This window comes from Pseudomonas extremaustralis (assembly GCF_900102035.1).
Taxonomy (GTDB): domain Bacteria; phylum Pseudomonadota; class Gammaproteobacteria; order Pseudomonadales; family Pseudomonadaceae; genus Aquipseudomonas; species Aquipseudomonas extremaustralis.
Genome location: NZ_LT629689.1, coordinates 6167544 through 6181375 on the forward strand (window position 1 = coordinate 6167544; position 13832 = coordinate 6181375).

Below are 13832 nucleotides of genomic sequence, written 5' to 3' on the forward strand. Positions count from 1 at the left end.
CTTCCAGCAGCAACGCCGCTCGGTTTGGTGCGCGCCGGATGCGTAATGCGCTGTAGTAATCCGGTTGCTTGCTGCCCGCATGTCCGGCGCCTCAGGTGTGCGACTCCTCCATCACTTTCGGCACCGTAAAGCGGAATTCACTGCCACGCCCCAGCTCACTTTCCGCCACGATCCTGCCGCCATGGGCCTGTACGATGCCTTGGGTGATATACAGGCCCAGGCCGCTGCCCGTGGGGTTGTTTTCGGTCTGGGTCCAGTAGCGATCAAACACGTGGGGCAGTTGCTCCGGGGCAATGCCTTCGCCGGAATCGCGCACCGAAAACACGATCTCCTCGCCGTTGCTCATGGCGCTGATCCCGATGTTGCCCTGTCGCGGGGTGAACTTGATGGCGTTGCCGATCAGGTTCGACAGCACTTGGAACAAGCGCTCCGGGTCGCCATTGATCTGCAGGCCGGGTTCGGCGTTGAACGACAAATCGATGCCTTTCTCCAGCGCCAGCGGTGCCAGCAGGGAATACGCTTCCTCGAACATCTGGCTTACATCCAGCGCCACCGGCTTGACCATGTAGCGTCCGGCTTCGATTTTCGAGGTGTCGAGCAAGTCTTCCAGCAGCACGTTCATGCGCGCGGCCGCCTGTTGCATGGTGTCGATGGCCGAGGAAATGCGCCGCGAGGTGTGTGGGCCGTCGGAACTGAAGGCTTTTTGCATCATGCCGCACAGCATGGAAATCACGGTCATCGGGTTGCGCAGGTCGTGGGACACCACCGCCACCAGCTCATCGCGCGCGCGCATGGCTTGTTGCTCGCGCAGTACCTGGCGGGCCAGGTCGTTTTCCAGGGCCGAGCGGCGCAGGTCGTTGGCGGCGAAGCGGTCGCCGTGGCTCCACTGGGTCGAGATGCCGGCCATTTCCACTTTCCAGATTTCAAACGACGTGCGTGGGCGCAGACGCAGGCCGGCGTCGGAGCTTTCCAGGGCCAAGGGCTTTTTCGGGTCGCCGCTCCAGTGGATGTTCTCTTTCGCTTCCGGGCGGAACCACAGCACGCCGTTATCCACAGGCTTTGGCAGGCTCATGGCCAGGACGCCGCTGGCCACCCGCTGAAACTCGGCGCCCGGCGGATAGACCGATGCCAGGTTATGGCTGGAAAACACCGGCTCGCCGCTGTCTTGCAGCCACTTGTGCAGGGCGCGGATCTGCGCCGGCTCCGGGCAGTTGCCGTAGCGGTGCAGCTGTTTGTCTTCGATGATCGCCACGCCGCCGGACACGGTCAGGTCCATCAGCAATCGCGGCTGTTGGGCCAGGCCATCGAACACACTGTGCTCCGAGGCCTTCATCGCCTGGTCGAGCTGCGCCAGGGTTTCGAGTTTTTCTTCGCGCTGACGGCTCAGGTCCAGGGCTTCCATGGCGCTGATCTGCAATGACAGCACCTGGCCGATGGTCTGGCAGGCGACGCGCAGGTCATGGGGCACCATCAGTGGCTCGCGGTTGCCGCAACTGATCAGGCCCCACAACTTGTCGCCCTTCATCAGCGAAATGCTCATGGACGACAGCACGCCCATGTTTTGCATGTACTGGCAGTGAACCGGCGACACGCTGCGCAGGGTGGAAAAGCTCAGGTCCAGGGGCTGGCCGGTGTCCGGGCGCAGTTTGGGTACAAGCGGCACTGGCTCGTAGGCGGCGTTGGGTATGATGCGCAGCCAGTTGGTGCGATACAACTCGCGGGCCTGCTCAGGGATGTCGGACGCGGGGAAGAACAAGCCGTTGAACCGTTCCATCGACGGCGCCGACGCTTCGGCAATCACCTGGCCGTGGCCTTCCTCTTCGAAGCGATAGATCAGCACCCGGTCGTAGCCGGTCATGGCCTGGATTTCCGTCACGCTGATTTCGTACAGCGCTTGCAGAGTCTTCGCTGCCTGCAGGCGTTGCAGCATTTTGCCCAGGTCACTGGTGCGCCCCTTCAGCACTCGGGGCCGGAAGTCTTTGAGGCGCGGCTCGAATTCCAGCACCAACACCTGTTGATGGCGATGCAGCAGGCCTTCGAAATCCCGGCCGTTAAGGGTGACGTGCAGGGGCGCTGCCTCGGAAAACGTATCGCCCTCGGCTATCGCGTGCACGACCTCGGCGTGTTCGACGCCGATCAGCGTGTGCAGCGGCTGGCCCAGCAGCGACTCGGCGGTGTTGTTGAACAAGGCGGCGACATTGGCGCTGACCTGGAGGATATGCAGGTCCGGTTCCGACAAGGTCAGCAGCACGCCGTGGGGCTGGATCGCGCCGGGAAAGCGAATCGGTTCGTCGGCACAGTTGGCAAGCAGCTCTTCAAAATCTTCGGGTTTCATAGCAGTACCTCCTGGCTGTCGAGCCATTGCTCAAAGCCGCTGAATGTCGAACGGGCAGCGATCACCGCGTGCTGTGTGGCGCTGGCGTCCAGCGGCTGGCTGTTCAGATAGTCGAGAAAGTCTTTCCAGCGCCGCCCGGTCTCGGCCCCGTACACATTGAGAAACGCCCCGCCGTTGTCGGCGTGCAGATTCAGGCGCAGGGACATTTCCCGCCGCAATACCTGGCCGCCCAGGGTCGCGCCTTCCAGCACATACAGGGCGCCGAGGCACGCGGCAGGAGTGTCGAACGCGGGCAGATGGTCACAGCGCGGCAAGGCGTCGATGGCAGCATCGTTCAGGCCGAGGGCGTGAAGATCACGCACCAGCGTGGGCGTTTTCGTACGCAAGGCCTGGTCGAAGCCTTCAGGAATGAAGCCGCAGCCGTACAGCGCTGTTTCCATCGGACGATAAAAACCGTAATAGGCCTGGAGCAGCTGCCGGTAGCCATCGGCATCGAGATGTTCGGAGAAAAACGGCAGGCGTTTTTCGAGCGCCACATGCAGCAGACCCGTGCCGGTGCGCAGCGCTTCAAGCAAGGAGGGCGCACTGACGTCATGGGCCTGTGAATGCATTCAATAAGCTCGAACTGTGGGCCTCTCGGCCATGAATGACGCGTGAAAAAGGGCGGCGCTTCTATACAACTGATGGGCATCAGTTGAACGCACACCACGAATATGCTGACCAATGGATCAGAAATTTCCTTTATATGCATCGGTAATGACTGCACAGACGGCACTGAAGTTCGCTGAACGTGCGCTATCAATTCATCACGGAATCCGACTCTGTCAGCGCCGTTTGCACGCACTCCAGCAGAAGCTCCGTGCTCCACGGCTTGGGCAGGAACCGCACCGAGCCGCCCAGCTCGGCCGCCATCAGGGTATTGCCGGAGGTCAGCAACACGGGCACCGATGGCCAGCGGTGCGCCACCACCCGGCTCAAGTCATAACCGTTGAGCAATCCCGGCATCTGGATATCGCTGACAATCAGGTCCACCGGATCGTCCGCGCGCTCCAGGTAAATCATGCCTTCATCCGCCGAAGGAAAAGACGTCACGATCGCGCCGAATTCCTCCAGTACATCCACCATCAACGATCGAATGATCTCGTCGTCTTCCAATACCAAAATCGATGGCTGAGCCATGATCCTTACTCCACCATCAGGGGTCAGTAAGGTGGAGTGGAGTGGGCCTGATTAGGTTCGATCGGATATGTCCTGAGCGATGGGTGGTCGTTCTAGAGCGGTTGCCTGGCGCAGCATGGTGGCGCTGATGCAGGCATAATCGGCCACCGTTGCCCGATGTGGAGTCGCTCATGAAGTACGCCTTGCTCACCTTTGCCTTGATGCTCAACCTGGGTTCGGCCCACGCGGCCGGCGATGCCGAGGCGGGTGGCAAACTCTTCGCCAAGACCTGCGGCGGTTGTCACAGCATCGGTGAAGGCGCGCGTGGCGGCTTTGGTCCGGAACTCAACGGCATCATCGGTCGACCCGCAGGCACCACCGCCGACTACCAGTATTCCGATGCGATGAAAAACTCCGGCGTGGTCTGGACCCGGGACAAACTCGCCGCTTATATCGAAGCGCCGAAGAAAGTGGTGAGTGGCACGCGGATGATCTTCTGGGGCATCAGCGACCCGGAGAAGATTGACAATATCCTGGCGTACCTTGAGACGTTCCAGCCCAAGTGAGCACTCCTGCACATACCGCGGAGAGTGGTCGGCTTTTGACTGCATATGGATACGCTTGCGTTGTGGAACATTCCGTTTAATCTTGGCGCCAGTCGTTACCCCCCAACCTCCCGATAAGGACATCCCCCGTGAAGCGAATCGCGCTGCTTTCCTTCGCCCTGGCCCTCTGCGCCTGCCAATCCAACCAACGCGACTCTTCCCCCAGCCTGCTCAAGGACGGCGTCCAACTGCGCCAGAAAACCGTAGCCGTGGACGCCGAACACGCCAAAGTGGTGATGAAAGCCTACGGCGGCACCGCGCCCGTGGAGTTTTCGATACGCCGCGAAGGCGACGCCGACCAGCGCATGGAAACCCTGGGCACCGTGATGGATACCGGCGAAGGCCGCGTTTTCAACTGGATCGCCAAACTCAACCAGACGGTCGCCAGTGCAGGCTTCAAGCGGTTTCCCCAATTGGAAATCCAGGCCGATCCGGGCAAGAAACTCACCGTGGCCAGCTCGGCGAGCGACCGCAGCAACGGCGGTTATTACAGCTGCGGGCCGGTGATGAGCACGTTCAGCCCGGAAAAGGCGAAGGTGTACCTGGTGGAGTTCCAGTTCAAGCTCAACCCTGCGGCGTGTGTGCAACAGGTGTTTGATATTACCGACCCGGCGAATCGGGTGTTGATTGGTGGGCAGGGGGGCGAGGCGAAGGCGGGCTGATCGGGCCGCCAGCAAACCATCGGCCACTGAACCAAGAGCAGCAGTGGCTTACTCCAGCGCTGCCTTACGCAACGCCAACTGTCCCAGCCGGCAGGCAAGGGGCAGCCGCTGATTTTGCGTAGGGCAACCTGGCCGTATTTCTTGATCGGTTCCGAAGTGACGTAGCTGGTGAAGTCGATCCGTGACGCTCCATTTCGAATATTTCGTTTTTCGTTTGTTTCGTTTAGGCTTGATTTCAACCGAATGACGTAACACTGGAGCTGCATCATGGTCACTCATCATCTCCCTAAAACGATTCCCCCACTCGAAACCGAAGTCGAAGCCGCCGTGCAGGGCCAACGAGAACTGGCCTCGCTGTTATCGACCAAATTTGAAACCCAGCGCATCGACATCTTCGACAAAGAAGACAAACCCCACACACTCGTACTCCCCACCTCGGCACTGCGTCTGCTGGTCGATATCTTGGGAGAGTTGGCGATCGGTAATGCTGTGAAGGTCGTACCGGTGCACGCTGAATTGACCACCCAAGAGGCCGCGGACCTGCTTAACGTTTCGCGCCCGCATTTGGTCAAGATGCTGGAGGAGGGCGGCCTTCCTTTTACAAAGACGGGGCGGCATCGGCGTATTCGCTTTTCGGACTTGATGGCGTTCAAGCAGCGGCGTGAAGAAGAAAGCCAAGCGGCGATGGAGGCATTGGCCAGGCAGGCTCAGGAGTTGGGAATGGGGTATGACGGATGAGGTGTTCGCCTTTTACGGCTGTGTACGATGCTTGTGTGCTTTACCCCGCAGCACTCCGGGATTTGTTGATGTGGCTTGGATTGTCGGGGCTGTACCGAGCACGCTGGACCAGCCAGATACATGAAGAGTGGAAGCGTAATGTCCTCAAGAATCGGCCTGACCTTACCCTGAAGCAGGTGGATTGCACGTCGGCGTTGATGGACAAGGCCATACCGGATGCGCTGGTGACGGGTTATGAGGACCTGTGTTCGAGTTTGGATTTGCCTGACCCTGATGATCGTCATGTGCTGGCGGCGGCGATTCGGAGCAAAGCAGAAGTTATCGTGACTTTTAATTTGAAGGACTTTCCGGCGCATATCTTGGCGGCGTATGACATTGAGCCGATGCATCCAGATGACTTTATTTCGGACCTGTGGGATCTGGATCAGGCAGCGGTGTTGGCGGCAGTGCAGAAGCAAAGACGTTCATTGGTGCGGCCACCAATGGAAGTCGGTGCTTACCTTGATATGTTGATGCGGCAGGGGCTGTTGCAGACGAGTAAGGCGCTGGGGCCTTATGAGGTGATGTTGTAGCGCTCGTCTGCACATCAAGCTGAATCCTCTTGGTCTGGGTTACTTGTGTACGTCTTCGTAATCAAAGGCGATGAAGTAGTTGCTTTCTGAAATAGCAATTAGTAGCAACGGGTTTGCGACGGCCTTCAACGTGGACAGTTGAGCGCGCTCGTCAACGTGGGGCAGGCGTATGCCTGCACCGGTGTATGACGTTTTACTCGCGGATCTGTCTCTAACGCCCTCCGGTCGGACGCCTTACCATGGCGCCCATCCCCTCGTCCTGGAGCGGCACCATGCCCGAATTGTCCAACTGGCTTGCCTACGGCCTGATCTCACTGGGCATGGTGCTGACGCCCGGCCCGAACATGATTTACCTCATTTCCCGTTCGATTTGCCAGGGGCCCGCGGCCGGTATGGTTTCCCTTGGTGGCGTTGCGTTGGGGTTTGTCGTGTACATGCTGTGCGCGGCCTTGGGTATCACTGCGTTGGTGATGGCCGTTCCCTTCGCATACGACGCGCTGCGGCTCGGCGGTGCGGTGTATCTTGTCTACCTGGCCTGGCAGGCGATCAAGCCGGGTGGGCGCTCGCCCTTTCAGGTCCGGGACTTGCCCCAGGACAGCCCGCGCAAGCTGTTCATGATGGGCTTTGTGACCAACCTGCTGAACCCCAAAGTGGCGGTGATGTACCTGTCGTTGCTGCCCCAATTCATCGACCCGAATGGCCACGGCAGTGTGCTGACGCAATCGTTGCTGCTGGGCTCTACGCAGATTGTCATCAGCGTGAGCGTCAACGCAGTGATTGCCCTCATGGCGGGTTCCATCGCGGGGTTCTTCGTCACCCGGCCCGGCTGGCAGGTGGTGCAGCGCTGGCTGATGGGCACGGTGCTGATGGGGTTGGCCGTGCGCATGGCCGTTGAAGGACGACGGTAAAGGCGCGTGCGGTATTGAACCGCCACGCTGATCGCCGATTCACTGGATGTCTTTCAAATAGTCCCTGAGGGTGGTCAGCGGCGTGGGCAGGGTGTCGAGTCGAGGGGCGTTCTGTACGTCCTTCGCCAACCGCTGCAGTTCGCGGCCCAGTACCGTGTCGGCACCGCCCAATGCATCCAGCGCCTGTGCCACGCATTCCTCGATCTTGAGTTGAATCCGCGCCAGATCCCCCTGGCGCACCAATAACCCAAACACCTCGCGCTCATACCCATCCATTGCCGGATCGTCGCGCAAAAGCGGGCTGCCACCGTCGGTCTCATGCACCAGTTTGAGTGCGAAGAGCGCAACCGCTTCCAGCGTCAATTCCATGGTCTCGGTTCCTCGGTTTTTTTTGGGGGCGGTGGGGGGAGGGCGATGATCACTGTTCTGCGGCGGAAAAAAAAGACCCCTGTGTCAGCGCTCCAGGATCAGTTCCACGCGGCGGTTGCGGGCGCGGCCTTCGGCGGTGGTGTTGTCGGAGAGGGGCCGGGTGTCGGCATAGCCGATGGCGGCGAGGCGGGTGGGCTGGATGCCGTTGCTTTGCAGGTAGCGCACCACGCTGCCGGCGCGGGCGCTGGAGAGTTCCCAGTTGGAGGGGAAGCGTGCGCTGCGCATGTCTTGGGTGTCGGTGTGCCCGGCGACGATGACTTTGTGCGGCACGCTGTCGAGGACCGGGATCAGGTGCTGCAACACGGCGAGGCCGCCGAGGTTGAGGTCGGACTGGCCGGAGGGGAACAATATTTCGCTGCTGATCCGAAAGCTCACGCTGCTGTCGTTGGTGACCACTTCGATGTCCTGGCCCAGTTTGTCCAGCGGCAGTTCGTTGAGCAGGTCTTGGGCGGAGGGCTTGGGCGGCGCCGGCTCTGCGGCGGCGACCGGTTCGGACGCAATGACCGGCTCGCGCTCAACGACAGGCTCAGGCGCCGTGACCGGTTCGGGCGCCTGGGGCACGCGCAACAGTGCGCCCGGCGGTTGCAGCGAGGTGAGGCTTTTGGCGGTAAAGACCGGCGGCACCCGCAGGTCGGCACTCTGCCGCGTGCGCTCATGGCCCTTGCCGGCCAGCGCGAGCATGGCCATGGTCACCACCAGCAGCAGAGTCATCATGTCCAGGTAGGTCATCATCCAGGTCTCGCCGTTTGCGTCTTCAACGGGCGGCAGGCCGCTGGCGATCGCCACTGCCTGGTGACGCGTGCTGGCCCTCATGCGCGGGCTTTCCACTTGAGCGGGATCAGCGCGCGGGCGGAGCGCACGGGTTCGTCGCGCAGGTCGTTCTGGTAGTGGGCCACGAAGGATTTCAGCGTTTCGCGCATCAGCCCGGGGCTGCGTTTGTTGGCCATCATCGCCACGCCTTGCAGCACCATGTTCATCACTACTACGCGCTGTTCGGTGCGGCGTTCCAGTTTCACCGCCACCGGTTTGCACAGCAGGTTGGCGAGCAACACGCCATAGAGGGTGGTCATCAGGCCCACGGCCATTTGCCGGCCGATGGTCAGCATGTCGCCGTCGCCGAGCACGAACATCAGGTTCACCAGCCCCACCAGCGTACCGAGCATGCCGAACGCCGGGGCATAGCTGGCCATCACACGGAACAGCTGGGCCTCGGCATGTTCCTTGGCGCGCAGCCGTGCGATGCGCCATTGCAGCAGGTCGAGGATGTCATCCAGCGGAGTCTTGTCGATCACCAGTTGTACGCCGCAACGCAGGAACGGGTTCTTCACCCGCTCGAGTGCGTCTTCCACCGCGCGCAGGTCGCCGTCGAGCCACAGGCGCGACAGGCTCACCAGTTCATCGATGTCTTCCTGAGTGTATTCGCGTTCGTGGCGCACCACCGTCTTGATCAGGCTGAAGATGCGCAGCACCTCGCGCAGCGGGTAGCTGATGAAGGTCGCGGCAAAGGTACCGACCACCACAATGCCCAGCGCCGGCAGGTCAACGAACAAACCGGGTTGTTGCGCGCTGAACATCAGCAGCACCGCAAGCAGTAGCAGGCTGGCAAGCATGCCGATCAGGGTTGAGGGGTTCATGCAGCACTCCGGTTGTGGGCCAAGGCAGGCTTTATAACGCGGTGGGTGCTGATTCAAATCGGCTAATACAGGCACTTTGGGTGGCGAAATCGGAAGGCTGCGCAAATTTTTTCGGGGGCTGCCTAAAGACGGCCGATTCGATCGCCGATGTTCGCTTTGTCTGTACGGCAACGGCGCTGAGGGCATCAACGCCGGGCCTCTGATCTGTCCAAGCGGCTTACCCACGAAAAGGAACTGCACCATGTCAGTTATCAATACCAACATCACGTCCATGATCGCTCAACAAAACCTGAACTCCTCGGAGAACAGCCTGAGCACCTCGATCGAACGCCTGTCGTCGGGCCTGAAAATCAACAGCGCATCCGACGACGCCGCCGGCCAGGCGATCGCCAACCGCATGACCTCGCAGATCACCGGTCTGTCGCAGGCCAGCAGCAACGCCAGCGACGGCATCTCCCTGGCGCAGACCACCGAGGGCGCGCTGGACCAGGTCAACGACAACTTGCAGCGTATCCGTGAGCTGTCGGTACAAGCGGCCAACGGCACCAACTCCCAGTCCGACCTGCAATCGATCCAGGATGAGATCACCCAGCGTCTGGACGAGATCAACCGTATCTCCTCGCAGACCGCATTCAACGGCGTGGACGTGCTGTCCAAAGACCAGACCATCACCATCCAGGTCGGCGCCAACGATAACGAAACCATCGACATCAAGCTCAGCGAAATCAATGCCAAGACCCTGGGCCTGAGCAACTACAACGTGAACGGTTACGACACCAGCCTGACCGCCAGCACCCTGTCGGATTCCTCGGGCACCGCGATCACCTCGACCAACACCAGCTATGTCGACAAGTCCGGCACCACCGTCAGCGGCGGCACGCTGTCCACCGATGCCGACGGCGACTACTTCCTGACCGTAGGCGGCAAGACCTACGCCGCCGAAGTGACCCTGACCACCAGCGGCACCACCACCTCGGCGAGCATCAGCATCGACACCGACAACGCGGTGACCAAGAAATCCACCACCACCCTGACCACTCTCGACAACGCCCTGAACACGGTGGACTCGATGCGTTCGGACCTGGGTGCGGTGCAAAACCGCTTCGACTCGGCGATCACCAACATTTCCACGACCACCACCAACCTCACCTCCGCGCGTTCGGGGATCCAGGACGTGGACTACGCCACGGAAGTGTCGGCCATGACCAGCGCCCAGATCCTGCAACAGGCCGGTACGTCGGTATTGGCCCAAGCCAACTCCATGCCGCAGCAAATGCTGTCGCTGCTGCAATAATCGCGACTTCGCGGTACGAAGGGGCCAGCGCACGCTGCGCCCCTTTTTTTGCGTGTGTTCACCACACAATCCTTGGTAATCGTGGCGTTGAGAGGGGTTTATCCGGGCTTTGACAGGAGGGCGCGCGCGATAGCATTTCGTGCAGACTCTTTTTTCACAAGGCCCCTCCTGAATGCCCAGATCCCCGCGCTCCGGCTCGCACACACACACCGCTGCGCCAACACTGGCCCAGGCGCGACGGCTCAGCCAGCAGCGGCCCCACGACCCGCGCGTATGGAAAGACCTGGGCGACGCGCAGTTGCACAGTCATCCCGAGCAGGCCCTGGCCAGCTTCGAGCAGGCCTTGCGCCTGTCGCCCGACGAGCCCCAGGCCATGGAGTTGGTGGCCAAGGCTGCGCAAAAGCTTGGCCAGGCGGATCGCGCCCTGGAACTTATCCACAGGGCGCTGCTGATCGATCCGGATTTCGCCGCCGGCCATCACCGCCTGGCCACGCTGCATTTCGAGAAAGGCCAGTTCGCCAAGGCCCTGCCGTGCATCGAGCGCGCGTTGGCGCTGCGGCCCCATGACTGCCGCATGCTGTCGCGCAAAGGCTTGATCCTCAATCGCCTGGAGCGGCACGACGAAGCCATCGCGGTGTTCGACCAACTGATCGAGCGTGAACCGGGGGACTACAGCCACTGGAACAACGCCGCCAATCTGTATAAGGACATCGGCCAACTGGCCACGGCCGACACCTACTACCAAAAGGCCGTGGCGCTGGCCAAGCGCAAGGATGCGCTGCCGTACTCCAACCGCCTGACGTCGCTGCACTACGACCCCGAGCGCAGCCGCGACTTCATCTTCGCGGTGTGCAAGGAATGGCAAGCGCGCTTCGGCCCCAAAAACGTACCGCTTCGCCCCGAGACGCGTGACCGCGCGCCTGACCGCTGCCTGCGCATCGGCTTGGTGTCCGACGGCCTGCGCCAGCATCCGGTGGGCAATATGATCGTGGGCGTGCTGGAAAACCTGCCGCGCCATCGGTTCGAGTTGTTCGCCTACAGCACCAGCCAGGTGTGCGACCACCTGACCGTGCGCATCCAGGCGTCGGTGCAGCAGTGGCTGACGATCAAGCATATGGACGATCAGGCGCTGGCCCGGCGCATCCGCGACGATCGCATCGATATCCTCATTGACCTGTGCGGCCATAACGCTGGCAACCGCATGGGCGCCATGGCCTTGCAGCCGGCGCCGTTGCTGGTCAAATGGGTCGGCGGCCTGATCAACACCACCGGCCTGGATGCCATCGATTACCTGCTTACCGATCGCATCGAGTCACCGCAAGGTGAGGACGGGTTCTACACCGAAAAACTCATCCGCCTGCCCGACGACTACATCTGCTACGACCCGCCGCCCTACACCCCGGACATCAAGGCGCTGCCGGCCCTGGCGAACGGTTTTGTCACGTATGGCTGCTTCAACAATCCGACCAAGGTCAACGATGTGCTGCTGGCACACTGGGCCGAGTTGATGCGCGCCACGCCCGATTCGCGCCTGCTGCTCAAGGGCGGGGCCTTCGGCACACGCGCCTTGCGCGACCATGTGCACGGCGTCATGGCCGCCCACGGCATCGACCGCGAACGGGTGATGATCGAAGGGCCGGTGGGGCACAAGCACTTGCTGGAGACCTACAACCGCGTCGATATCGCCCTCGACCCCTGGCCCTATTCCGGCGGCCTGACCACCTGCGAAGCGTTGTTGATGGGCGTGCCGGTGGTCACCCTGCCCGGGCCGACCTTCGCCGGGCGCCACTCGGCCACGCACCTGGTCAACGCCGGACTGCCGGAGTTAGTGGTGCACAGTTGGGCGCAGTACCGGCAGCGGGTGATGGAACTGGCCGGCGACCTCGACAGCCTCGCGCGCATCCGCGGCCACCTGCGCGCGGTGCTGATGAACTCGCCGGTGTGTGACAGCGAACGTTTTGCCCAGCATTTCGGCAACGCCCTGCGCGCGATCTGGCAGCGCTACTGCGAAGGCAAACCGGTGGCCGCGCTGACGTTGGACGCGCAAGGGCAGGCGCGGTTTGCCGGGGACACGGCGGCGGTCGAGCTTCGGCATCCGCTCGCGCCGGCGGCGGACGAGGGCTTCGCCTTTAAGTTCCAGGGCAAAGTCGTGACCCTGGACCACGGCGGTACGCTGCTCGCGTCGGCGCAGTTTGTGGTGCTGCAGAAAATGGCGGCGTTTTCCACGGTGGCCTTCGACCCCACCAGCCGCATCGACAACGCCCGGCATCTGATGCAACTGGGCGAGCTGCATTACTACCCCCACGCGGCGCTGGGCAACGGTCAGCCCGCCACGCTCTACGCCTGCCTCGACCCGGCCATGAGCGCCACCCTGGAACCGCTGGCGGCGTCGGCGGTGCTGGCCAGGTTGGCGCTGCCCACCCTCAAGCTGGATGCGATCAATGGCTTGCCTGCGGTGGATTGGTTGCTGCTGGACAACCTCAACGACAGCCTGGCTGTGATCGAACACGGCCAGCGCACCCTGGCCGATACGTTGCTGGTACAGGCGCGGGTCAATTTTGTGCCGACCCATGACCAGCAGGCCGATGTGGGGTTGATCAGCCGTTGCCTGGCGCGCCTGGGCTTCAGTTTTTACCGGTTGAACAACCTGCAGCATCAACCGCAGGCCTCCCAACTGCTGTGTGCCGATGCGCTGTTCTTGCCGGATGCCGCGCGCCTGGCGGCGCTGTCCGACAACCAGCGGCTCAAGCTGGCGTTTGTGCTGCACACGGTCTACGCCGCCCACGACGTCGCGGCACAACTGCTCGCGGCCATCGACAGCGACCTGGCGGCGCAGTATCTCAAGCATCACCAGAACCCATGCGCCAAGGTCGAGCCGCCCCGCGCGCCGATGCAGGAACCGCAGGTGACCTTTCCGGCTGACGTGGCCGCCTACGTCGAGCGCCTCTATACCCAGGCCTCGGTGATCCTCGAATACGGCAGCGGCGGCTCAACCCTGCTGGCGGCCAAGCTGCCGGACAAACGCGTGATTTCGGTGGAGAACGACGCCCGCTGGGCCGAGGACATGCAAGCCTGGATCGCCAACGCCTCGTTGCCCTCGCGCCCGCGCATCTACCCGGTGGACGTGGGCGAGACCGGCAAATGGGCTCGCCCGAAAAACGCCCGGCACTGGAAGAAATTCCACACCTACCCGCTGCGGGTCTGGGATGAGCCGTTCTTTGAACAGCCCGATGTGATCCTGATCGACGGACGCTTTCGCATCGCCTGTTTTGTCACCGCCTACCTGCGCACGAGCAAACCGGTGATTGTGCTGTTCGATGACTACCTCGACCGCCCGCATTACCACGTGGTCGAGCGGTTGTTGAAACCCAGCGAGTATGTGGGACGCATGGCGCGGTTCGACCTGCAACCGCTGACCGAACTGCCGCGTGGGGAGTTGACCTGGCTGGTCGCGAGCTTCAACGAAGTGGCCTACGCCGACGGGTGAGCAGACTTGC

At 61.9% G+C, this 13832-nt stretch carries 13 protein-coding genes; 7 read left to right on the forward strand and 6 right to left on the reverse strand.

The annotated features are described in order from the left end of the window. Positions 1-91: 91 nt before the first annotated feature. The 3 genes from BLR63_RS28425 to BLR63_RS28435 form a co-directional block, all read right to left on the reverse strand. Entirely contained in the window at positions 92-2335 is a 2244-nt protein-coding gene (locus BLR63_RS28425) for an ATP-binding protein (RefSeq protein WP_010566271.1), read from the reverse strand. After that, a complete protein-coding gene (locus tag BLR63_RS28430; protein ID WP_010566272.1) occupies positions 2332-2946 on the reverse strand; it encodes a biliverdin-producing heme oxygenase in 615 nt (204 codons plus the stop codon). The genes BLR63_RS28425 and BLR63_RS28430 overlap by 4 nt, the downstream gene beginning before the upstream one ends. A gap of 187 nt (positions 2947-3133) precedes the next feature. After that, the gene (locus BLR63_RS28435; protein WP_010566273.1) at positions 3134-3514 is read right to left on the reverse strand and encodes a response regulator; all 381 of its coding nucleotides are present in this window, start codon (positions 3512-3514) and stop codon (positions 3134-3136) included. 170 nt (positions 3515-3684) lie between these two features. On the opposite strand from BLR63_RS28435, the gene BLR63_RS28440 reads away from it, so the two are divergent. The 5 genes from BLR63_RS28440 to BLR63_RS28460 all read left to right on the forward strand — a co-directional run bounded on the left by BLR63_RS28440 (position 3685) and on the right by BLR63_RS28460 (position 6978). After that, positions 3685-4059, forward strand: coding sequence for a c-type cytochrome (locus BLR63_RS28440; RefSeq protein ID WP_010566274.1), 375 nt, complete (start codon positions 3685-3687; stop codon positions 4057-4059). Between the two features lie 128 nt (positions 4060-4187). Beyond that, complete coding sequence (locus tag BLR63_RS28445) at positions 4188-4760, forward strand: membrane protein (RefSeq protein WP_010566275.1); 573 nt, start codon at positions 4188-4190, stop codon at positions 4758-4760. Between the two features lie 267 nt (positions 4761-5027). Then, entirely contained in the window at positions 5028-5498 is a 471-nt protein-coding gene (locus tag BLR63_RS28450) for a helix-turn-helix domain-containing protein (protein WP_010566276.1), read from the forward strand. Then, positions 5495-6070, forward strand: coding sequence for a PIN domain-containing protein (locus BLR63_RS28455; RefSeq protein WP_010566277.1), 576 nt, complete (start codon positions 5495-5497; stop codon positions 6068-6070). Before BLR63_RS28450 ends, BLR63_RS28455 begins: the two co-directional genes overlap by 4 nt. 272 nt (positions 6071-6342) lie before the next feature. Next, positions 6343-6978: a LysE family translocator gene (locus tag BLR63_RS28460; RefSeq protein WP_010566278.1), complete on the forward strand. Its 636-nt coding sequence runs from the start codon at positions 6343-6345 to the stop codon at positions 6976-6978. 39 nt (positions 6979-7017) lie between these two features. Here the strand turns inward: BLR63_RS28460 and BLR63_RS28465 are convergent, their stop codons facing one another. From BLR63_RS28465 to BLR63_RS28475, 3 genes are all read right to left on the reverse strand, one after another. Beyond that, complete coding sequence (locus BLR63_RS28465) at positions 7018-7347, reverse strand: hypothetical protein (RefSeq protein WP_010566279.1); 330 nt, start codon at positions 7345-7347, stop codon at positions 7018-7020. An 84-nt stretch (positions 7348-7431) separates the two neighbouring features. Beyond that, positions 7432-8220 carry an OmpA/MotB family protein gene (locus BLR63_RS28470; RefSeq protein ID WP_010566280.1) on the reverse strand — a complete coding sequence of 263 codons (789 nt, stop codon included), beginning with the start codon at positions 8218-8220 and terminating at the stop codon, positions 7432-7434. Next, a complete protein-coding gene (locus tag BLR63_RS28475) occupies positions 8217-9041 on the reverse strand; it encodes a motility protein A (protein WP_010566281.1) in 825 nt (274 codons plus the stop codon). The genes BLR63_RS28470 and BLR63_RS28475 overlap by 4 nt, the downstream gene beginning before the upstream one ends. Before the next feature lie 241 nt (positions 9042-9282). Here BLR63_RS28475 and BLR63_RS28480 point away from each other — a divergent pair, with 241 nt between their 5' ends. Both BLR63_RS28480 and BLR63_RS28485 read left to right on the forward strand, forming a co-directional pair. Next, positions 9283-10335, forward strand: a complete 1053-nt coding sequence (locus tag BLR63_RS28480; protein WP_010566282.1) for a flagellin N-terminal helical domain-containing protein — start codon at positions 9283-9285, stop codon at positions 10333-10335. A 172-nt stretch (positions 10336-10507) separates the two neighbouring features. Continuing rightward, positions 10508-13822 carry an O-linked N-acetylglucosamine transferase, SPINDLY family protein gene (locus BLR63_RS28485; protein WP_010566283.1) on the forward strand — a complete coding sequence of 1105 codons (3315 nt, stop codon included), beginning with the start codon at positions 10508-10510 and terminating at the stop codon, positions 13820-13822. Positions 13823-13832 lie beyond the last annotated feature (10 nt).